Annotated in this window: 21 protein-coding genes; 7 read left to right on the top strand and 14 right to left on the bottom strand. The window is 69.2% G+C overall.

Going from position 1 to position 19776, the window contains the following annotated elements; translation table 11 throughout:
* Positions 1-59: 59 nt before the first annotated feature.
* On the bottom strand, positions 60-494 hold the full coding sequence (locus F9C11_RS04475; protein ID WP_409183646.1) for an SRPBCC family protein: 435 nt from the start codon (positions 492-494) through the stop codon (positions 60-62).
* Positions 495-590: 96 nt separating this feature from the next.
* Positions 591-1508, bottom strand: coding sequence for an ABC transporter substrate-binding protein (locus F9C11_RS04480; RefSeq protein ID WP_409183647.1), 918 nt, complete (start codon positions 1506-1508; stop codon positions 591-593).
* Between the two features lie 140 nt (positions 1509-1648).
* Between F9C11_RS04480 and F9C11_RS04485 the strand changes: the two genes are divergently transcribed.
* Both F9C11_RS04485 and F9C11_RS04490 read left to right on the top strand, forming a co-directional pair.
* Positions 1649-2341, top strand: coding sequence for an ABC transporter permease (locus F9C11_RS04485; protein WP_409183648.1), 693 nt, complete (start codon positions 1649-1651; stop codon positions 2339-2341).
* Positions 2338-3051 carry an ABC transporter permease gene (locus F9C11_RS04490; protein ID WP_409183649.1) on the top strand — a complete coding sequence of 238 codons (714 nt, stop codon included), beginning with the start codon at positions 2338-2340 and terminating at the stop codon, positions 3049-3051. The genes F9C11_RS04485 and F9C11_RS04490 overlap by 4 nt, the downstream gene beginning before the upstream one ends.
* Here F9C11_RS04490 and F9C11_RS04495 read toward each other — a convergent pair.
* The 5 genes from F9C11_RS04495 to F9C11_RS04515 form a co-directional block, all read right to left on the bottom strand.
* Positions 3005-4465, bottom strand: a complete 1461-nt coding sequence (locus F9C11_RS04495) for an aromatic amino acid lyase (protein ID WP_409186812.1) — start codon at positions 4463-4465, stop codon at positions 3005-3007. The two genes, F9C11_RS04490 and F9C11_RS04495, sit on opposite strands and share 47 nt — an antisense overlap.
* A gap of 244 nt (positions 4466-4709) precedes the next feature.
* The gene (locus tag F9C11_RS04500; protein ID WP_409183650.1) at positions 4710-5255 is read right to left on the bottom strand and encodes a YbaK/EbsC family protein; all 546 of its coding nucleotides are present in this window, start codon (positions 5253-5255) and stop codon (positions 4710-4712) included.
* A 31-nt stretch (positions 5256-5286) separates the two neighbouring features.
* The gene (locus tag F9C11_RS04505; RefSeq protein WP_409186813.1) at positions 5287-5580 is read right to left on the bottom strand and encodes a DUF2516 family protein; all 294 of its coding nucleotides are present in this window, start codon (positions 5578-5580) and stop codon (positions 5287-5289) included.
* A gap of 998 nt (positions 5581-6578) precedes the next feature.
* Positions 6579-7268: a hypothetical protein gene (locus F9C11_RS04510; protein ID WP_409183651.1), complete on the bottom strand. Its 690-nt coding sequence runs from the start codon at positions 7266-7268 to the stop codon at positions 6579-6581.
* Positions 7265-7660 carry a helix-turn-helix domain-containing protein gene (locus F9C11_RS04515; protein WP_037807545.1) on the bottom strand — a complete coding sequence of 132 codons (396 nt, stop codon included), beginning with the start codon at positions 7658-7660 and terminating at the stop codon, positions 7265-7267. The genes F9C11_RS04510 and F9C11_RS04515 overlap by 4 nt, the downstream gene beginning before the upstream one ends.
* A 140-nt stretch (positions 7661-7800) precedes the next feature.
* On the opposite strand from F9C11_RS04515, the gene tgmC reads away from it, so the two are divergent.
* Entirely contained in the window at positions 7801-8940 is a 1140-nt protein-coding gene (tgmC, locus tag F9C11_RS04520) for an ATP-grasp peptide maturase system methyltransferase (RefSeq protein WP_409183652.1), read from the top strand.
* 237 nt (positions 8941-9177) lie between these two features.
* Here the strand turns inward: tgmC and F9C11_RS04525 are convergent, their stop codons facing one another.
* The 3 genes from F9C11_RS04525 to F9C11_RS04535 are packed head-to-tail and all read right to left on the bottom strand — an operon-like array spanning position 9178 to position 10603.
* A complete protein-coding gene (locus F9C11_RS04525) occupies positions 9178-9834 on the bottom strand; it encodes an AAA family ATPase (RefSeq protein ID WP_409183653.1) in 657 nt (218 codons plus the stop codon).
* A 1-nt stretch (position 9835) separates the two neighbouring features.
* Positions 9836-10201: a zf-TFIIB domain-containing protein gene (locus F9C11_RS04530; RefSeq protein ID WP_409183654.1), complete on the bottom strand. Its 366-nt coding sequence runs from the start codon at positions 10199-10201 to the stop codon at positions 9836-9838.
* A gap of 33 nt (positions 10202-10234) precedes the next feature.
* Positions 10235-10603: a VOC family protein gene (locus F9C11_RS04535; RefSeq protein WP_409183655.1), complete on the bottom strand. Its 369-nt coding sequence runs from the start codon at positions 10601-10603 to the stop codon at positions 10235-10237.
* Positions 10604-10698: 95 nt separating this feature from the next.
* Between F9C11_RS04535 and F9C11_RS04540 the strand changes: the two genes are divergently transcribed.
* Positions 10699-11166, top strand: a complete 468-nt coding sequence (locus tag F9C11_RS04540; protein ID WP_409183656.1) for a CGNR zinc finger domain-containing protein — start codon at positions 10699-10701, stop codon at positions 11164-11166.
* A gap of 943 nt (positions 11167-12109) precedes the next feature.
* Here the strand turns inward: F9C11_RS04540 and F9C11_RS04545 are convergent.
* Entirely contained in the window at positions 12110-13408 is a 1299-nt protein-coding gene (locus F9C11_RS04545) for a DUF445 domain-containing protein (protein ID WP_409183657.1), read from the bottom strand.
* A 29-nt stretch (positions 13409-13437) separates the two neighbouring features.
* Here F9C11_RS04545 and F9C11_RS04550 point away from each other — a divergent pair, with 29 nt between their 5' ends.
* Positions 13438-14604, top strand: coding sequence for a pyridoxal phosphate-dependent aminotransferase (locus F9C11_RS04550; protein WP_409183658.1), 1167 nt, complete (start codon positions 13438-13440; stop codon positions 14602-14604).
* Positions 14605-14965: 361 nt separating this feature from the next.
* On the top strand, positions 14966-16297 hold the full coding sequence (locus F9C11_RS04555) for a hypothetical protein (protein ID WP_409183659.1): 1332 nt from the start codon (positions 14966-14968) through the stop codon (positions 16295-16297).
* A 436-nt stretch (positions 16298-16733) separates the two neighbouring features.
* Here the strand turns inward: F9C11_RS04555 and F9C11_RS04560 are convergent, their stop codons facing one another.
* On the bottom strand, positions 16734-18173 hold the full coding sequence (locus F9C11_RS04560) for a PLP-dependent aminotransferase family protein (protein WP_409183660.1): 1440 nt from the start codon (positions 18171-18173) through the stop codon (positions 16734-16736).
* Positions 18174-18330: 157 nt separating this feature from the next.
* Between F9C11_RS04560 and F9C11_RS04565 the strand changes: the two genes are divergently transcribed.
* Positions 18331-18876: a YczE/YyaS/YitT family protein gene (locus tag F9C11_RS04565; protein WP_409183661.1), complete on the top strand. Its 546-nt coding sequence runs from the start codon at positions 18331-18333 to the stop codon at positions 18874-18876.
* Here F9C11_RS04565 and F9C11_RS04570 read toward each other — a convergent pair.
* Complete coding sequence (locus tag F9C11_RS04570; RefSeq protein ID WP_409183662.1) at positions 18873-19406, bottom strand: Clp protease N-terminal domain-containing protein; 534 nt, start codon at positions 19404-19406, stop codon at positions 18873-18875. The genes F9C11_RS04565 and F9C11_RS04570 overlap by 4 nt on opposite strands.
* On the bottom strand, positions 19406-19615 hold the full coding sequence (locus tag F9C11_RS04575; protein ID WP_009071860.1) for a hypothetical protein: 210 nt from the start codon (positions 19613-19615) through the stop codon (positions 19406-19408). The genes F9C11_RS04570 and F9C11_RS04575 overlap by 1 nt, the downstream gene beginning before the upstream one ends.
* Positions 19616-19776: the final 161 nt, after the last annotated feature.

The raw sequence follows: 19776 nt of genomic DNA on the forward strand, positions 1-19776 counted from the left end.
TCCGGCCAACGGAGAAACCGGGGCGCGCATTCCGATTGTCCCCGGAGTTGTGGCAAGCGCTACACGATCTCCGCGAGCTTGCCGAGCACGCCGTCGTAGATCTTCTTCAGCCCGCCCGGCGCGAACGTCTTCTCGAAGAACCCGCCGATGCCGCCCGCGCCGTCCCAGCTGGTCTGGATGCGGACCAGCGAACCCGCGCCGGACCGGGTGACAGTCCAGGTGGTGACCATGCTGGAGTTCGCATCGGTCTCGACGAAGGTGCCCGGCGACGGCTCGGTCACCGTGGCCGCGACGTCGCGCACGCGCTTGGACGTGGCCTGCAGCTTCCAGCGGGCCTTCGTGCCGGCGCCGACGCCGCCTTCGGTGACCTCGTAGTCGCGGTAGTGCTCGGTGAGCAGCTTCGGCCGGGTCTCGGCGTAGTCCGCGACCAGCTCACGCACGCGTTCCACCGGCGCGTCGATCGTGCGCTCCGCGGTGGCCGTGACCTTGCCCATGTCGTTTCCTCCTCGGGGTTCCGCCGAGGCCACCTTCGCACATGGGGGTGGTGAGCGGCGATCCCGGTTCTTACCGTGATCGCCGCTCACGACGACTCAGCCCAGCCCCTGCTGCTTCAGCCAGTCCTTCGCCACGTCCGCGGCCGGCTCGCCGTCCGCGTCGACGCGCTTGTTCAGCTCGCGCATGCCGTCGGTGGTGAGCTTCGCGCTGACCGCGTTGACGACGTTCGCGAAGTCCGCACCGCGCTCGTCGAGCACCTTCTTGTTCACCGCGGGCACCACGTTCTCGGTGGGCACGATGGCGAGGTCGTCCTTGAGCGCGACGTACTGCGGGTCGCCGACCAGCGGGCTGACCGAGTCGACCGGGATCACCGTGACCGCGCCGGAGTTGAGCTGCTGCACGCGCGGCCCGGCCTCCTGCACGGTCTGGAAGGTGATGTTCGTCAGCTGGTAGACGTCCTTGAAGCCCTTGAAGCAGGGCAGCCGCTTCTCGCACTCCGGCGCACCGGCCATCACGACCTTGTCGAGCTTCTTCAGGTCGCTGATCGACGCGATGCCCTTCGACTTCGCCAGGTCGGCCTTCACGAGGTAGGTGTTCTTGTCCTCGGCCGCCGCGTAGTTCAGCAGCCCGACGCCCTCCGGCGCGAAAAGCTTCTCCAGCTGTTCGTGCTCGGACTTGGCGTCCTTGGTCGCTTCCTTGCCGAAGCCGGTCGTGATCGCCGCGCCCTGGTACTCCGGCAGGAACTGCAGTTCGCCGGATTTCAGCGACGGGTAGACCAGCTCCCGCGAGCCGAGGTTCAGCTTCCGGGTGACCGGATAGCCCTTGGCCTCCAGCGCGCCCGCGTAGATCTCGGCCAGGATCTGGCTGTCGGTGAAGTTGAACGAGGCGACGACGATCGGAGCGCCGCCCTTGCTCGGCGCGGCCGGCTGGTCGCTTCCCCCACCGCACGCGGTCAAACCGAGCGCTGCCGTCGCCAACAGCGCGGCCACTCGGATATTCCGGGTCCAGCGCACGTGTCCCCACACTCCTCAGTTCACTCGTTAGTGGGAATGGACCCTAACCTCGACCCCCGACAGAAACCACTGGTGAGGAATCCTCGCCACGGAATCTCACGAGGCGGAATAATGTCGCTCGATCGGGGTAAGGTCGCGCCGTGCACGCGTCCGTGACCCCGCTGCTGGCCAACAGCAGCCGTCCCCTCTTCGAATGGCGGTGGGTGGAACGCAACGCTGACGCGATTCTTCAGCGGCTCGGCGAGCACATCGCCCTCACCGCGACCGCGCTCGGCGTCGGCCTCGTGCTCTCGCTCGCGCTGGCCACGCTGTGCCTGCGCTACCGCTGGTTCTATCCGTTCGTGGTCGGCGTGGCGGGCGCGCTCTACGTCATCCCGAGCCTGGGCGCGTTCGCGCTGCTGGTTCCATTGCTCGGGTTCTCCTTCGCCACCTCGGTCATCCCGCTCGCGACGTACACGCTGCTGATCCTGATCCGCAACATCGTGACCGGCGTGCAGCAGGTGCCGACCGAAGTGCGCGAAGCCGCGGTCGGCATGGGCTTCACGCCGCGGCGGCTGTTGTGGCAGGTGGAGCTGCCGCTGGCGCTGCCGGTCGTGATCGCCGGGCTGCGGGTGGCCGCGGTGACGACGATCGGCCTGGTCACCGTCACGTCGCTGCTCGGCAAGGGCGGGCTCGGCTACTTCATCCGGGCCGGCATCCAGACGACGGTCCCGAATCCGAGCCCGATCATCGTCGGCGTCGTGTTGTCGATCGCGCTCGCCGTGCTGGTCGATTTGCTGCTGTGGCTGAGCGAACGCGCGCTGGCCCCGTGGGCGCGGAGGTCCGTGCGATGAGCTTTTTCGAGCAGCTGAGCCACTGGCTCGCCGACCCGAACCGCTGGAGCTGGACCGATCCGGCCGGGATTCCGTTCCGGACGGTGCAGCATCTGTGGTTTTCCGCGCTGGCGCTCGTGCTTTCGATCATCCTGACCGTCCCGCTCGCGCTGGTCCTCGGGCACTACCGGCGCGGCCAGTTCCTGGCCAGCAGCGCGGTGAACATCGGGCGCGCGATCCCGAGCTTCGGGCTGATCATCCTGTTCTGGTTCCTGGCCAGCCGCTGGGGCGCGAACACGGACTTCTGGCCGCTGCTGCTCGCGCTGGTCGCGCTGGCGCTGCCGCCGCTGTTCACCAACACCTACGCCGGCGTGGTGCAGGTGGAGCAGGACGTGGTCGACGCGGCGCGCGGCACCGGATATCGCGAATGGCAGATCATGCTGCGGGTGGAACTGCCGCTGGCGTCGCCGGTGATCGTGGCCGCCGCGCGAGTCGCGTTCCTGCAACTGGTCGCGACGGTCGCGATCGGCGCGATCGTCAACGACGGCGGCGGCCTGGGCCGGTACATCGTGGACGGTTTCGCCCTCGGCGAGCAGGGCCACGGCGAAATCTTCGGCGGCGGCCTGGCGGTGGTGCTCCTGGCGTTGGTGTGCGAGGGGTTGTTCGCGCTGCTGACCAAGCTGGCTACGCCTCGTGGTTTGGCGCTCCAGCAGGCCCGTCGGGACTCGTGAGTGGCGATCCCGGTTCTAACCGTGATCGCCACTCACGACACACCTCGGCGAGCTTGTCGATTTCCGGCCCCAGCGACCGGTCGACCACCACCGGCTCGATCCTCGCCGCAAGCCAGGCGTACGTGTCGCCGAGCTTCGGCGCGCCTGGGGTTTCGAGGAGATACCGCGCCTGCCGTCCGGCGATCAGCTCGCACGCGGTGATGGCGAAGAAGTGTCCGATGACGGTCTCGAGTTCGGCCCCAGCCTGGCTGGCAAACGCTTGCACATCCTCCTGACCAGCGGAAGTGTCGAGCGACCCAAGCGTCGCCGGAGCAGCCAGCCGACGCATCGCGTGCAACTCGCCAGCCGCGCGTTTGTGCAACGGCGTAAGCCCGGCCTGCGGCCCCGGATCCACCGCGAGCTGCGGCGGCAGACCGCTGAACTGCGGGTCGAGCAGGCGATGAAGGCGCTGTACCGAGACCTCCGCCGCGTGCACGAGCGCTGCCTTGACCGCGTCCATCCGAAGCCCGAGCGCCGCCGCGTGGTAGCCAGTCGTCGGGACGAACTCGCCGTTCACGAAACCCGGTGAGTCCGCCGGTGTCTCCCAAGATTCGTGGAGAGTTTCCCGCAGTTCCGCGACGGTCTGGCTGACGTATTCGAGCACCTTCGGCCCGACGCGCACCGAGATCGGCGCCTGCACGACTCCTGGTCTCGTGGCACCTCCTTCGATGAGCCTCTCGATACGGGTGCCGCGGTAAATCGCTTGCGGCGCACCAAGAACGTCCACGGTGATCGCCGCGCAGAGCGTCTGCCAATCGATCAGCCGCGGTAGCTTTTTGCCGCAGACCCACGCGTACGCCTCGGCCAGCGGCGAGCCTTGGATCAGACTCGCCCCTTCCTTGGGACCAAGCACGAACGGCCTGACTCCGCGCCGACGTAACGCTTCCGCCGCCGGGATCTCGGCGCCTTCTTCGAGGACCGTGCCGAGCCCGACGAAGGTCTGGAACGCGTGCGCGAGCGGGATGATCTCGCCCGCACTGCCAAGGCTGTCCCTGGGGACGGCGGGAAGAAACCCGTCGTTGATCCGGTCCGCGAGGAAGACGACCAGCTCGGGACTGACCGCCGCGTCCCCGCGGAGAAACCCGCGCAACCGCATCCGCAGCAACGCCCGAGTCAACTCCGCCGACAACCACGGCTTGCCACCGACCGCCCGGCCGACCAGCAGATTCCACTGATGACGGCTCTGTTGCTCAGCGGTGAGCCGGGTGCCCGAGAGCCGCCCCATACCGGTGTTGACGCCGTAGACCGGACGGTCTTCGTCCAGTGCGGACAGCATCGCCTCGCGCTGCTGCTTGAGCACTTCGAGAACGGCGGGGCTGACCTTGATCGGCGCTTCGGCATCCAGCGCGGCCGTCTCGCGCTCCTTCTTGAGCACCTCGAGAACAGCCGGGCTGATCTCGACCGGCGCTTCAGCGTTCTGCGCGGCCGTCTCGCGCTCCTGCCTACGCCACTCGAGAACAGCCGGACCGACCTCGACCGGCGCTTCAGCGTTCTGCACGGCCGTCTCGCACTCCTGCCTGCGCACCTCGAGAACAGCCGGGCTGCCCCCGATTGGCGCTTCAGCATTCTGCGCGGCCATCTCGCTCTCGGCCGGACTTGATTCGTCCACTATGGACAGTTCAGCGCGCGAGCCCGTCGATGACCTCCGCGTTCGGCAGCCCCGCGAGCGCCGCGCCGGAGATCAGGAGCTTGCTGCCGCGGATCCCGCTGCCGATCACCAGCTCCGGCGCGTCCGCGACGGCCTGGTCGATGAGGATCGGCCAGTCCGCGGGCAGCCCGACGGGCGTGATGCCGCCGTACTCCATGCCGGTGAGGGAAACGGCCTCGTCCATCGGCGCGAAAGACGCCTTGCGCACGTCGAGCCGACGCTTGATGACGCCGTTGACGTCGGCGCGAGTCGTCGCGAGCACGAGCGCCGCGGCGAACCGAACCTCCCCGGCCCGCTTGCCGGCGACGACGACACAGTTCGCGGACGCGGCCAACGGCGACCCGTACGCCTCGCAGAACGCGGCGGTGTCAGCGAGTTCCGGATCGATCTCGGTAACGCCGAGTTCGTCCGGCGCGGGCATCGCGGCGAGCGCCTTGGCGACGGGCTCGGCGAGCAGGTCAGGACGAGTCGGGGCGGGGACGACAGTGAGGCTTCCAGCGATAGTCCAGGTGGTCACCGGCCCGAATGTAATCCGCCCGGCCCGACGATCACCAGTTGCGGTGGCCCCGCTGCACCTCGATGAGCTTCGGCCGCACGTCGACGATGTAGACGAGCGCCGCCGCCATCGCGGGCACCCAGAAGATGAACCCGGGCCCCTGGATCTGGAACAGCACCAGGGCGAGCGTGGCCCCGCCGGTGATCAGCATCCAGATCGGCTTGGTCTTGCGGTCGGCCGCCGAGTACGCGTCAGCCCGCTGCAGCAGCGCGTGAACGAAGGCGAAGAGCCCGACCAAGGCGCTGCCCCAGTGGATGACCTCGAGGATCCATTCGGCAACCAGCACGACGCCCAGCTTACGGCAAACCGCCCACGCCGCCCGCTCCCCCAAACCCGGCAACGCGACGTGACTGCTGGTCAGGGTCAGGTTGAGCGGGGTCGGCTGCGGTTGATCCCGCCGCGGGAATCGGGTGACAACGGTCACTCCGGAGGACCACTTCGACAGCCGCCGGGCGCCTGGCGGGGTCCTGGCGACCGGGTCGAGCCTGAGCCTTGCTCGACTTAGGTCGGACCCACCGTTTCACCGCGAGCTTAGGTCCGACCCAATGACGGCTCCCGCAAGCTAGGCCGAGCCCACCAATGCCTCGCCCCAGCTAGGCCGAGCCCAACGACACTCCCCCGATCTAGGCCGGACCCACCGACACTCGCCCCAAGCTAGGTCCAGCCCAACGATGCCCCGCCAAGTTAGGAGGACCGCCAAGTTAGTCCCGGCCCAATAACGCGCCACCAAGTTGGGCCGAACCCACCAACACGCCACCAAAGCTAGGCCCGGCCCAACGACGCTCGCCCGATCTAGGTCGGACCCACCAACACCCGCCCCGAGCTCGGCCGAACCCACCAACACCCGGCCCAAGCTAGGTCGGACCCACCAACGCACCTCCCGGGCTAGGCCGAACCCAACGACACCCGGCCCGAGCTAGGCCGAACCCAACAACGCCCGGCCCAAGCTGGGCCGAACCCAACAACGCCCGACCCAAGCTAGGTCGGACCCACCAACGCACCTCCCGGGCTAGGCCGAACCCAACGACACCCGGCCCGAGCTAGGCCCGCCCCAACTTCTCCCGCCGCCCATCCCTGGCCGCCCGAGCAGCCCGGCACCCCCCGGCCCCGAAACCCCCGCGCCGAACCCTCCCAAACAGCACACGGCGGCCGGGTCAAACCTCGACCCGGCCGCCGTACGACCCCTCGATTTTCAATTCTCGCCCTCGGCGACCCCGTCGCGAACCGAGCCGCCCCCACGATCAGGGCACCGAAGCGCCCAAAACCGCAGTCAGTGCTTCTCCGTCACTTCTCCGTCTTCGGCGCGGCCGGCTTCTTCGCGTTGGCCGTCGCGCTAGTGCTCGTGGTCGTGCGACGAGCCGGGGAAGCGGTCTTCGGCGCGGTGCGGTTCGCGGCCTTGCGGGCCACCGACCGGGTCTCGTGCGCGACGTTCTCGCCGATTTCCTCGACGGCGTCCGCGGTCTCACCAGCCACCTCGGTCACCTTGCGGGCGGCCTTCTCGCCGGCCGAGCGGGTGCGCTTGGTGACCTTCGCCAGCACGCCGTCGACGCGCTCGCGGGTCTCCTCGGTCAGGTCCTCGACGCGCTCCTGCGCGGCGGTCAGCGCGTCTTCCAGCTGCTCAAGGGCCTTCTTGACCTGCGGCTGCGCGGCGATCTTGTCCCACGCCTGCTCGCCGGACTCGGCCAGCTTGTTGTACAGCTTCAGCGCGGCCTCGGTGTACTCGTCGATGGCCTTGCGCAGCTCGGCCGGGTCGAGCTTCTCGCGGAGGCTCTCGACGTCGGTCGGCAGCTCCTCGAGGCCCTTGCGGGCGGCCTCGGTGTTCTTGGTGACGTTGGCGCGGGCCTTGGCGACCGCGTCGGTCACGGCCTGGCTGGCCAGGTTGCCCGCGCCGAGCGCGGCGAGCAGCGGGGTGCGGACCTGGTCGAGCGCGGTGCTGACGGCCTTGCGGACATCCTCGGTCTTGGGCGTGGTCATGCCGACTCCTCAGTGGTCTCTTGGGTGGTCTTAGGTGCGGTGTTCGCGGCGGCGTTTTCGCGCCGGAAGGACTCGTAGACGTCGAGCAGGACCTGCTTCTGCCGTTCGGTCAGCTCGGCGTCGGCGCGGATCGCGTCGCCGACCGGGCCGCCGGTCGGCAGGTCGAGAATCCCGGCCTGCACGTACAACGCTTCGGCCGAGATCCGCAGCCCTTTCGCGATCTGCTGCAGGATCTCCGCGCTGGGTTTGCGGACCCCGCGCTCGATCTGGCTCAGGTACGGATTGGACACTCCGGCGAGTTTCGACAGCTGGCGCAGCGAAATCTTCGCGGAGCTGCGCTGCTGGCGGATGTACTCGCCGATGTCGGAGGCGATGTCCGCGACCTTGTCCATCGGGCGCTGTGCTCCGCCGGGTTCTGTCATCCGGTCACCTCCTCGCGACCTACTCGACAGTACGCTCGCGTGCTAGCTATTGCAAGCACCCTGCTTGCAACCATCGGGTGTGCTTCCGCTCACCCCGTTACCCTGGGCTTATGCGGGCTCAACGGTTGCGCCGACGGCTGGTCCGGCACCTCGTCGAAGAGGACGTGCTGCACGATCCGGCCTGGACGGAAGCCTTCGCCACGGTCCCCCGGCACGCCTTCCTGCCGCGGTTTTTCGTGCCCGCGGGCAACCGCTGGGCGGCGGTCGACCGCGGCGATCCGGACTGGCTGGACCGCGTCTATTCGCGCGACGTCCTCGTCACCCAGCTCGACGACGACCCGGCGCTCTGGGACCGCGCCCGCGCGCACGGGCCGGTCCCCGGCACGCCGACCAGTTCGTCCAGCATGCCCGCGATCATGGCGATCATGCTGGAAGAACTCCTGGTTCGCGACGGCGATCGGGTACTGGAGATCGGCACCGGAACCGGGTACAACGCGGGTTTGCTGTGCCACCGCTGCGGTTCCGGCCAAGTGTCCACAGTAGACATCGATCCGGTCATCGCAGCCGCCGCGCGGGAACGCCTTGCCTCCTGCGGCTACGCCCCCGCATGCGCCATCGGCGACGGGGCGCTCGGTTTCCCGGCCGGAGTGCTTTTCGACCGGGTCCTGTGCACCGCGTCGGTAACCCGGATTCCCCTTGCCTGGCTGGAGCAAACCATCCCCGGCGGACATATCGTCACCACGCTGAACCGCCCGCTCGGCGGCGGACTCGTCCGCCTCACCGCCGGCGAAGGCACGACCGCCGAAGGCCAGGTCCTGGCCCGCGACGGCCGCTTCATGCCCCTGCGCGCCCATCGCCTGCCGCCGCTCGCGGAATTGCCGCCCGCGGACGACACACAATGGCGGCCGACCGAGCTGTCGATGTCAGAGGTGCTTAAACCACAACGACATTTCGAGTTCTTCGCGTCGCTCGAACTGCCGGAGGTACGCCCGGTGCACGTCGGCGTGGACGGCGCTTTCGCACTGTCCCATCCGGACGGTTCGTGGGCCCGCACCCGCCGCACGGACTCCGGTTTCGAGGTAGCGCAAGGAGGTCCGCGCGCGTTGTGGGATCTGGCCGAGGACGCTCATCGCCGCTGGGAATCACTGGGCCGCCCTGGCCGATCGCGCTTCGGTCTCACGGTGACCAGCGAGGAACAGACTTTCTGGCTGGACGATCCGCAATCCGAGAACCGTTGGCCCTGCGGCTGATCGCCGCCGATTCAACCCGCCAGCCCGCGCAGCAGCCCCTCCAGGTCGCGCTCGCCGGCCCGCGTCTGCGCACCCCGCGCCAGTCCTCCGCGAATCAGCGCTTCCGCCGCACTTCGTGAGCCGTTTTGCCGACTCTGCGACTGGACCGTCGAGCACAGCGCGGGAATCCGCGACTGCCTACGGAGTTACGACGAGCGGGTCCGCGCGGAAGAGTCGTGAAGGGTGCCTAGGTCGAACCTAGGCACTTCCCGCTTCTGCCCTAATTCCTAGGTCCGACCCAATTCTGGCCCGGACCCACTTCTCCACCGCGGTCACGACGTCGTCGAGCCGGGCTTCGGTGGTGTCGATGGACTCGACCTGCCCGCGTATCCACAGGTTGAACTCGAGCATTTCCTCGATCCGCGGCTCGTCCCACTCCCGCCACGCCGGCCGGGCGCGCAATCGGCACCGGAGAGTCTCGTTGTCCGCGACCAGCGCGAGATAGTGCACGTCCGAGAAAAAAACGCGCTCTGGCAACGGTTCCAGCTCCTGCGGCGCGACCGTCCCGCACAGCACGACCGGCCAGCCGTTTTGATGCAGCATCGCCGCCATCCGCAGCCAGGCACCGCGAAACGCCGGATTTCCCGGGACGTCGTCACGCAGCGCGCCGGTCCACAGGACGTCCTGCTCCAGCACGATGGCCTCGCCCGCCAACCGCTGCGCCAGCTTCGGCCCGACTGTCGATTTGCCGCCCGCACTCGGCCCGGTCAACGCGAACAACGGCAGCCGCCGGAACGGCCACCGATGCCCGCATTCCGCGCACCGCAGGAGGTTTCCGTCGGCCTGTGGACAACTCGCCCGATCGCCACAGGCCGGACAGATCCGCAGGTCGAGCGCTACCGGAACGGTGGACAACTCAGTCGAAGAGGTTCTCGAGGAAGCTGCGCTTGCGGCGTCCGCCGTACGGCCGCGGCGAATCGCCGTAGCCGCCGCGGTACGGGCGCGGCGAGTCCGCGTGCCCGCCTCGGTACGGGCGCGGCGAATCGGAATGCCCGCCCCGATACGGCCGGGGCGAATCCGAGTACCCGCCTTGATAAGGACGCGGCGAATCGGGACGGCCGTACGGCGGTGGCTGCTGCCGGTAGAAAGCGCTCTCCGCACCGGCGATCTGCTCCAGCTCGCCGCGGTCGAGGAAGATCCCGCGGCAGCCGTCGCACTGCTCGATGTGGACGCCGTTCTTGTCGACCGTGCGCATCACGTTCTGACACTTCGGACAAATCACGCATCCGACCCTACGCGGATTCGCCGCGCCGTGTCAGCAGGCGCAGAGGCAGAACGGGTGGCCGACCGGGTCGGCGTACACGCGGAACGTCTCCGGGGAATCGTCGAGCAGCTTCGCACCCAGGCCGAGAATGCGCTGGTGAGCGGCCTCGAGGTCGGGAACGTCGAGGTCGAGATGCGCCTGCTGCGGCTGGTCCTGCCCCGGCCATTCGGGCGCGCGGTAATCGGCCACCCGCTGGAATTCCAGCCGGACGCCGCCGCGCGGGTCGACGAGCGTGGCCCAGTGGTTGTCCGGAGCGATCTTGGGTTCGTCCCACTCAAGCAGGGAACGATAGAAGCCGGCGAGCGCCCCCGGGTCCGGACAGTCGATCGCAACGCCGCCAAAAGTCGGAATCGCACCCATCGTGTGCCCCATCCTCTCGTCGTCTCGTAACCAGTAAAGCGAGTATGTCGGTTAGGGAGCCAGGTCGCAATAGCTTTCGCCCGTACACTGGGCAGGTGCACACCGACGCTTCCCTGGTGGTCGCCTTTCTCAACACCGTCGACATCGAACGGGGCGACGACCTGCTGGACGATCCGGAGCTCTGGCGGCAGTGGGCCGCGGACCGCGACGTGACACCGAACGATCCCGCCGAAGCCCGCGCCGTACGAGACAGCCTGCGCGCCGCGGTCGGCGATCCGCGGCTGCCCGCGACCACGCTGGACGTCCCGCTCCGCTTCACCCTCACCGAAACCGGCCCGGCCTTGTTCACCCCGGACGCCGTCACCGCGACCCTGGCCGCGACCACCCGCCTGGCCATCCGCGGCGACTGGGTCCGCCTGAAGATCTGCCCCGCCGACGACTGCCTGTGGGCCTTCTTCGACGAATCCCGCAACCGCTCCCGCACCTGGTGCTCGATGCGAGTCTGCGGAAACCGCGAAAAAGCCCGCTCGTGGCGCGCCCGCACGGCGGCTGTGCACAACTAAGCCCCTGTGGACAACTTGTCCACACACACACCACATGTGCACGTGCAGATGCCCCGGATCCCCACAAGTTGTGGACAGGGATTAGGCCATCACCGTGAATTCCTGTGGATAACCCCGGGGATAACTCAGCTTCCTGTGGACAACTGGTTTGAGCGGGCCGCCGCTGTGGTATAGGACTGCGCGCATTCGTCCGGGCACCCGCCGCACCCGCTCGCAGCTGGGGACCCACGCTCGGCACCACCGCTGAAGCGCCGGGGCACGCGTGCTTTCGGGCAGCGCTCCGCTGGCGTCACCGACAAGCAAGCGAGCGCGGACGCGGTGGGGAATCCCGCTCAACCACAACGAAATCCACCTCGATCGCCAGCGGGGATGCGGCAGCCGTCCCGAATCGCACCGGGCTTGGCCAGCACAGCCGGCCACCGACCGACGAGTGCTGACCGCGAGCGGCCCATCCCACGCCATTCGGTTTTGACATGTGCCGCACTTCCCTGCGGCCTCCACATGAGGCAAGGGACGGCCGCCGAACATCTCCCCGCGCTCCTCCACCCGAAGCGAAGCGGCGAACGTGCGGGCGGTCGCCGAAGAACCCTTGACCCGCCTGGCGCAGAACGAAGCGGCAAGCGTGCGAGCAGTCGCTAAAGATCTCCCTCACACGCCTCAGACCAGAACGAACCGGCAAGCATGCGAGCAGTCGCCGAAGACCCCCTCACCCGCCTGGCGCAGAACGAAACGGCAAGCGTGCGAGCAGCCGCCGAAAACCCATCACCCGCCTGGCGCAGAACGAACCGGCGGGCATGCAAGCAGCCGCCAAACATCTCCCCCACACGTCCTCCATCCGGACCGAAATGGCGAGCCCGCGACCGACTTCCGCAGAGCGCCAGGACGCCTACCCCGAACCGGCCCAACCACCCGTCCCCCGGCTACCCCGCGACGACCAGCACCGTCAGAACAGCAACTGCGCCACCGCGTAAATCACCAGCCCGGCCAGCGCACCCACCACGGTCCCGTTGATCCGGATGAACTGCAGGTCCCTCCCGACCTGCAGTTCGATCTTCCGCGAGGTCTCCTCGGCGTCCCATCGTTCCACCGTGTCCGTGATGATCGTCGTGATCTCGCGGGAGTAGTGGGTCACCAGGTAGACCGCCGCGCCCTCGACCCAGCCGTCCACCTTCGAGGTCATCGTCGGGTCGTCCACCAGGCGTTTGCCCAGCGATTCCAGGCCGCCGCGGACGCGCTGGCGCAGTTCGCTCGACGGGTCCTCCGCGGCGTTCAGCAGCATTTCCTTGGCCGTCGCCCAGGCGTTGCCGATCAGTTTCTGCACTTCGCCGTGGTTCACGATCTGGCCCTTGACCTGCTCGGCCCGCTCCATGGTCTTCGGGTCGGTCTGCAGGTCCTGCGCGAACTCGCCGAGGAACTTGTCCAGCGCGAGGCGCATCGGGTGGTTGACGTCCGTTTTCACGGCCCAGGCGAAGGTCAGGACCTCGCCGTACACCTTGTCCGCCAGCATCTCGTCGACGAACTTCGGCGACCAGCTCGGCGCGCGGTCCGAGACCACTCGCAGCATAGTCTGGTGGTTGTCCCGGACCCATTCATAGGCGCGGTCGCACATCAAATCCACCAGCTTGTGGTGCGCGCCGTCCTCGAAGACGCCCGCCAGGATTTTGCCGAGCGGCGGGCCCCACGGCTTGTCGATCACGCGCTTGACCACGGCCTGTTCCATGATCGCCTGCACGTCCTCGTCGCGGAGCACCGTCACCGCTCCGCGCACGACTGTCGCCAGTTCCGACGTCACGCGTTCCGCGTTGTCGCGCTGCGACAGCCAGCTGCCGAGCCTGCTGGCGACCTCGACGCGGCGGAGCTTGTCGCGGATGACATCGGGAGACAGGAAGTTCGAGCCGACGAACTCGCCGAGGCTGTTGCCTAGCTGGTCCTTCTTGTTCGGGATGATCGCGGTGTGCGGAATGCGCAGTCCGAGCGGATGCCGGAACAGCGCGGTCACCGCGAACCAGTCCGCGAGCGCGCCGACCATGCCCGCCTCGGCCGCGGCGCGCACGTAGCCGACCCAGCCCGGCCAGCCCGCCGACTCCGCCCAGCTCGTCAGCAGGAACACGATCGTCGCGCCGAGCAGGAAGGACAGCGCGACCAGCTTCATCTTGCGCAGGCCGCGCCGTTTCGCCTCTTCGCCGGCGGCGCCGCCGGGCGGATCCGCGGGCGTGACCTTGGCAGGGGTGAGTTGCTCCACCCCGCCATTGTCCGTGAGGATGCGTTCTCGTGCGTGAACCAGCTCTCGTCCCCCGCCTCCGCCCGTTTGCCTCGACGGTTTTCGCGGAGATGACCGCGCTCGCCGTCCGGCACGACGCGGTCAACCTCGGCCAGGGCTTTCCGGACACCGACGGGCCCGCCGGAATGCTCGAAACGGCGAAGAACTCGCTGTTCGGCGGCGACAACCAGTACCCGCCGGGACCGGGCCGCCCGGAGCTGCGCGCCGCGATCAGCCGGCACCGCCAGCGCTACGGATCCACTTACGACCCGGACACCGAGATCCTGGTCACCGCGGGTGCGACCGAGGCGATCGCGGCGTCGCTGATCGCGCTGACCGAGGCCGGCGACGAGGTGATCGTGGTCGAGCCGTACTACGACTCCTACGCCGCGGCGGTCGCGATGTCCGGTGCGCAGCGGCGCGTGATCGGCCTGGTCGAGACCGAGAACGGCCAGCTCGAACTCGACCTCGACGCCCTCCGCGACGCGATCACGCCGAAAACCCGCGCGGTGCTGCTGAATTCGCCGCACAACCCCACCGGCACCGTGTTTTCGCGCGCGCAGCTGGAGGAAGTCGCGCGGTTGTGCGTCGAGCACGACCTCATCGCGGTCACCGACGAGGTCTACGAACACCTCGTCTTCGACGACGCCGAGCACCTTCCGCTCGCGTCCTTCCCCGGAATGCGCGAGCGGACCGTCGCGATTTCGAGCGCGGGCAAGACGTTCAACTGCACCGGCTGGAAGATCGGCTGGATCTGTTCGACGCCGGAGCTGGTGGCCGCGGTGAAGGCGGCGAAGCAGTTCATCACCTTCGTCTCCGGCGGACCGCTGCAGCCAGCTGTCGCGTACGCGCTCGACAACGAGCTTGAGTGGGTCGAAAACCTGCGCGCGAGCCTGCAGGAGAAGCGTGATCGGCTGTCCGCTGGTCTGGCCGATGCGGGATTCGCCGTCCGGCCGAGTGCGGGGACGTACTTCGTGACGGCGGACGTGCGTCCGCTCGGCTTCGCCGACGCCGCCGAACTCGCTTGGACGCTGCCGGAACGCGCCGGAGTCGCCGCGGTACCCGTCAAGGTGTTCACGGATCACCCGGACGAGTGGAAACATTTGCTGAGGTTCGCGTTCTGCAAGCGCAATGAGGTGATCGACGAAGCCGTCGAACGCCTGCGGAAACTCGTCTGACGACTGCCGCGCGGCCGCTCGTGGCCACTGCGGGAACGGGGGTACCCAGAGTGTCCTGGCGGCGGAAACGTCGGGTCGACGCCCGATTTCGCTCCGCGAACCGGCCGCCCGGATGGCCGCATCCGGCCCGGTTGACGCGACGCAGGGTGATCGACTAGGGCAGATCGGACACCAGAGCCGGTGCGGACGTTCCGCCTTACGGGGTGGATCGAGCGCGGGAGAGATGAAAGACTCGCGTCCGGTGCTAGAAAGAGGGCAGCCCCGGGGGACCTGCGACCTGGCCGGAAGAGAGCCCCAGCAAGATCAGTCTCGTGCGGTGGCACGAGCTTCAGGCGCGGACGGTGGTGGTGGCGTGACCGGCATGGCGACTCCGTGCGGCCTCGCACCTTCCGCGACGTCCGCGTCCAGTCCGCTCGGGACCGCGGGTTCCGCGCTGCTCGGGATGGCCGACCGCGCCAGGCCCGGCTCGTCCTTCACGCGCGCGGGCGCGCGACGGCGGCCCCGCGCTTGGGCGGCTCCGCTCGCCCGCCCTGCCGCCCGGATCGCCGTCGCCGGCGGGCTCACCCTGGCCGGCTGGCTGCTCGGGGCGGCGTTGTCGCAGGCGAACGCGACGACGGACGATCCGGCGGACCGTCCGATCGTTTCGGCGCACGAAGCCCCCGAAGCCCACGAAACCGAACCGGAGCAGCACTACGCCGGAACAGCCACGTCCGGCACGCTCACCTGGGCCATGCCCGGCACGGCGACCGGCGCGAAGCACAACCGCCTCCACCGGTTCGAGGCCTCCGCCCACGCCTCCCGGCCGGACGTGAGCTTCCGGCCGACCACCGTGGCCGCAAGCGAACCGGAGAGCCCGAGCGCCGCGGCGCCCCGGCCAGCCACCAAGCCCGCCAAACCGGCGAGCCCGGCCACACCGAAGCACCACGCTCCGGCCAGCGCCCCCGCGCCCGAAGCCACCACGCAGCCCGGCCTGCTCAGCAGCATCAGCAGTGCAATCAGTCCAAGCAGTTCAAGCAGTTCAAGCAGCGAACAGTACAGCCGCGAACCGCAGCAAGGCCTCCTCGACGGCCTGCTCGGCGGATCCGGCCCGGGCCTCCTGAACGGACTCCTCGGCAGCCCGGAACCCGTCCAGCCCGGACTGCTGGACGGCATCCTCGGAACCGTCGACACGACCCTGCACACCACCGCCACCTCGGTCGACACCGTGCTCGACACCGCGCCGGTACGAGTCGTCGAGCCGCCGGTCGCCCCGGTCGCTCCGGCTCCGCCGGCAAGCGGATCGGTCATTGCCTCCGTCCCGGCGGCCAAGCTGGCGAAAGAGCCGGAAGCACCGGTCGCGGTGAAGGTCAGCAAGCCGGCCCCGGTCGCGCACGCCGTGGCCACCCGCGTCCTCTTCGCGCAGGAACCTGCCGCCAAGCAGGAGACTCAGCCCGCGGCACCGGTCAAGCAACGCAGTCAGGCCGGAGGCGGCAGCAGCGGCGGCGAAGGCCTGCCCGCGGCACCGGCCGCGCCTGCCGCGCCCGCGTCGACTGTCTCACCAGGACACGACGGGCACGGTGGCCTGCGCCAGCTGTCCGCGCTGTCCGGCGACGGCGACACCGTCACTCAGCTCAAGCTCATCGGCGTCAGCCGCGACCACGAGGTCGACGGCGCGGGCAGGGAAGCCGCCCTGCCGACCACCTCTCCGGACTGACCGCCCGACCGGTTACCCGGGGAGAGCTCCGTCCACCTCAAGATCAACTTCTTGATCGCGCGCGCCCGTTCGCCGCGCCGGGCTCACCCCTTCGCAGTAGTCCACACCGAATCCAGGGGCTGAACCATGACCGCACTTCCCGACCGGCCGACCGCGCCCGGCCGGATCGGGTCCTGGTCCCGGCGCCGCGCTGCCCCCGCGGCGCCGGGACCCACCACGGGCGTGCTCCGGAGGCTTTCGCTCACCGCGCCGAGCGAGGGCCTGCGCCAACCGAAGCCCGCCTGAACCGAGGGCGCTTCCCGGCACTTCGAGGGGCTGTGCCGGGAAGCGCCTCGGACGATCGGCCGGTGCGCCGGACAGGTGACCGCCACCCTCCCTGGAGTGGCTGGATCCCATCCGGTGCACCGGCTGTTCACTTTTCGGGAAGAAAACCGCGCTACGTCACCGGAATCCGCTCCGCGGGCACATCCGCGCAGCCGCGCACCGAAGCCGCCGCCGCGCTCACCCGCCGCACCGCCTCCGGCAGCTGCTCGCGCGGCAGCCCGAACGGCAGCCGCAGCCAGCGCTCCATTCCGCCGTGCACCCCGAACCTCGACCCGGGCGCCAGCTGCACCCCGTGGTTCGCCGCCGACACCGCCAGCCGCGTGCTCATCGGCTCCGGCAACCGGCACCACACCGACAAGCCGCCGGACGGCACCTCGAATGTCCACTCTGGACAGTACTTGCGCAGTGCCGCGACCGTGATGTCCCGCTGCTCCCGGAATTCCGCACGGCGCCGGGCGAGCACCTCGTAGCCCTCCGGTTCCAGCAGCGCCGCCAGCACGAGCTGGTCGAACACCGGCGCGCCGAGATCGACCGCGAACCGCGACGACTGCAACCGGTCCAGCAGGTCCGTCGAGGCCCGGATCCAGCCCAGCCGCAACCCGCCCCACTGCGATTTCGCCGCCGATCCGACGCTCAGCACCAGATCCCCGCCGAACGCGGCCAGCGGCGGCGGGCCGTCGACCGGATCGCCCTCGTAATCCAGTTCCACCAACGATTCGTCGACCACGACCGGCGTCCGGGTCCGGGCGAGCAGGCCGCCGAGCCGTTCCCGGCCCGCCGCGTCGAGGCGGAGACCGGTCGGGTTCTGGAAGTCCACCACGAGGTAGCCGAACCGGGGTGCGGCCTGGCGCAGCGCGGCCTCGATCCCGGGCAAATCCCAGCCGTGCACCGGATCGAGCGCGACCGGCACCGGCAGCGCGTGCGTCGCGCGGACGGCGTCGATGGCGTTCGGATACGTCGGCTGTTCGAGCAGCACGCGGTCGCCGGGCCCGGCCAGCATCCGCAGGCAGAGCACGAAAGCGGAGTACGCGCCGGACGTCACCAGCACCTGGTCCGGCGAGGTCGGCAGGCCGCGCGCGGTGTAGCGCTCGGCGATCCGCTCACGCAGCCGAGGCAGGCCACCGGTGAGATATCCGTTGCCGCTGACGTACTCGGCCAGATCCCGGCGCGCGGTGTCGAACGCGGCCATCAGCCCGGGCACCGCGGGCGGAGCGGCTCGCGCGAGGTCGAGAAGGTCGTCGCGAACCGCGTCGGCCTCGTCGCGGTGCCCGACGCCAGCCACCCACGACCCAGCTCCGCGCCGGCTGGCGACGAGCCCGTCCGCCCGCAGCCGGTCGAGCGCCGCGCCGATGAGCGTACGGCTGACGCCGAGCGCGTCGGCGAGTTCGCGCTCGGCGGGCAGCCGGGTCCCGATCGGCAGCTGCCCGTCGAGCACGTGCAACTCGACCGCCGCGGCGAGGTCGGACGCACCTTGGCGGGAGCCACGCTGCCGCCATTCCCCCAGCAAGGTGGCCAATCGCCGTCCCGAAATGCGTCCACCGAGAGGTTCCATAAGGCCAATTATCGCGTATTGGCCATGGTTGATCAGGCCAGTTGTGGCCAATAGTGGAGAAGTGGCAGTTACCGACCTCAGTCCCCTCAGTCTTCGCCGAGCCCCCGCGCGCCGGGGTGTCCAGCTGATTGCCGGCCTCGCGCTCTACGGCGCGAGCATGGCCATGCTCACCCGCGCCCACCTGGGCCTCGACCCGTGGGACGTGCTGCACGAGGGCCTCACCAAGATCACCGGCCTGAGCTTCGGCACGGTCACCGCGATCGCCTCGGTGTTCGTGCTGCTGCTGTGGATCCCGCTACGGCAGCGCCCCGGCATCGGCACGGTCGCGAACGTGGTGGTGATCGCGGTGACCGTCGACGCGGTGCGTGCCGTGCTGCCGGACCGGCACGTACTGGTCTGGCAGATCCTGATGCTGGTGGGCGGCGTAGTACTGAACGCACTGGCGACCGCGGTGTACGTCGGCACCCGCCTTGGCCCCGGCCCGCGAGACGGCCTGATGACCGGCCTGCACGCCCGGACCGGCTGGTCCGTCCGCCTGGTCCGGACCGGCATCGAGGTGCTGGTCCTGGCAGCGGGCTGGCTGCTCGGCGGCACGGTCGGCGTGGGAACCGTCCTGTACGCCCTCAGCATCGGCCCGCTGACCCAGGCCCTGCTCCCCCTGGTCACGTGGCGCACCGGGGCACACGAGCGAAAACAGCATTAACGCTTGCCGACGGCCTGCCGGACCGCCGGATAATCGATCCCGCGCGCGGCGAGGAAATCGGCGACTGGACCGCGCTGTTTCACCAGCGCGAGCAGCAAATGCTCCTGCCCGAGATGCTTGTCGCCGAGATCATGCGCCTCGCGCACGCTCATCTGCAACGCGTTCTTCGCGTCCTCGGTGAAAGGTAAATGAGTGCGCTTCGCAGGCCGACTGGCCTGCGCGAGCGCGCCCGGCCCGTGCGTCTGCTCGACCCGCTCGACAATCTGATCAACGTCGATACCCAACTCGATGAGCGCCTCGGCATCGGCGTCACTGATCCCACCCCGGCGGCGCACCCGGGCAAGCTCAGCGAAGACGTCCTCGCGCGAGACCCCGAGGGCTTGCAGCAACCGCACGGCCTCGCCGTTCTCGATCCGCGCGAGCCCAGCGAAAACAGCCTCCGCGGAAATCTCGCGCGCCCCCGCCTCCTGCGCAGCGGCCTGCGCCTCGACAACCGCTCTCCGGGCGTCATGAGTGAACTTCTCGAACATCAATGCCTCCCGTATTTCTTGTGCACGGCCTGCCGACTGACCCCCAGCTCGGCCGCGATGTCCTGCCAAGACCAGCCGTGCATCCGAGCACTGCGCACCTGCACCGCCTCCAGTTGCTCAAGCAACCGCCTAAGCGCAGCCACCGCCCGAAGCCCCACCCGGGGATCCCGGTCACCAGCGCGAGCGGCCAAATCCGTCGCTTCCGTCATAGTGTCAACATAGGTTGACATCCGGCTATTGTCAACCCAAGTTGACGCCACCGCCCGCGAGCCCCACGGTTCCCCTCACGACCCACCACACCGCCCCGCATGCACCTCAAGGCCGCATTGGGGCGCAAGCCCCACCCGTCAACCGCAGCCAGCGCACCCAA

The organism is Amycolatopsis sp. VS8301801F10 (assembly GCF_046195355.1).
GTDB lineage: Bacteria > Actinomycetota > Actinomycetes > Mycobacteriales > Pseudonocardiaceae > Amycolatopsis.

What these genes read in the sequence shown, in the direction of transcription:
- F9C11_RS04490 (WP_409183649.1), top strand. Translation starts at nt 2,338, where the DNA reads ATGAGCTTTTTCGAGCAGCTGAGCCACTGGCTCGCCGACCCGAACCGC.
- F9C11_RS04565 (WP_409183661.1), top strand. Translation starts at nt 18,331, where the DNA reads ATGGCCATGCTCACCCGCGCCCACCTGGGCCTCGACCCGTGGGACGTG.
- F9C11_RS04475 (WP_409183646.1), bottom strand. Translation starts at nt 494, where the DNA reads ATGGGCAAGGTCACGGCCACCGCGGAGCGCACGATCGACGCGCCGGTG.
- F9C11_RS04510 (WP_409183651.1), bottom strand. Translation starts at nt 7,268, where the DNA reads ATGACCACGCCCAAGACCGAGGATGTCCGCAAGGCCGTCAGCACCGCG.
- F9C11_RS04555 (WP_409183659.1), top strand. Translation starts at nt 14,966, where the DNA reads ATGGCGACTCCGTGCGGCCTCGCACCTTCCGCGACGTCCGCGTCCAGT.
- F9C11_RS04560 (WP_409183660.1), bottom strand. Translation starts at nt 18,173, where the DNA reads ATGGAACCTCTCGGTGGACGCATTTCGGGACGGCGATTGGCCACCTTG.
- F9C11_RS04570 (WP_409183662.1), bottom strand. Translation starts at nt 19,406, where the DNA reads ATGTTCGAGAAGTTCACTCATGACGCCCGGAGAGCGGTTGTCGAGGCG.
- F9C11_RS04575 (WP_009071860.1), bottom strand. Translation starts at nt 19,615, where the DNA reads ATGACGGAAGCGACGGATTTGGCCGCTCGCGCTGGTGACCGGGATCCC.
- F9C11_RS04535 (WP_409183655.1), bottom strand. Translation starts at nt 10,603, where the DNA reads ATGGGTGCGATTCCGACTTTTGGCGGCGTTGCGATCGACTGTCCGGAC.
- tgmC (WP_409183652.1), top strand. Translation starts at nt 7,801, where the DNA reads ATGCGGGCTCAACGGTTGCGCCGACGGCTGGTCCGGCACCTCGTCGAA.
- F9C11_RS04515 (WP_037807545.1), bottom strand. Translation starts at nt 7,660, where the DNA reads ATGGACAAGGTCGCGGACATCGCCTCCGACATCGGCGAGTACATCCGC.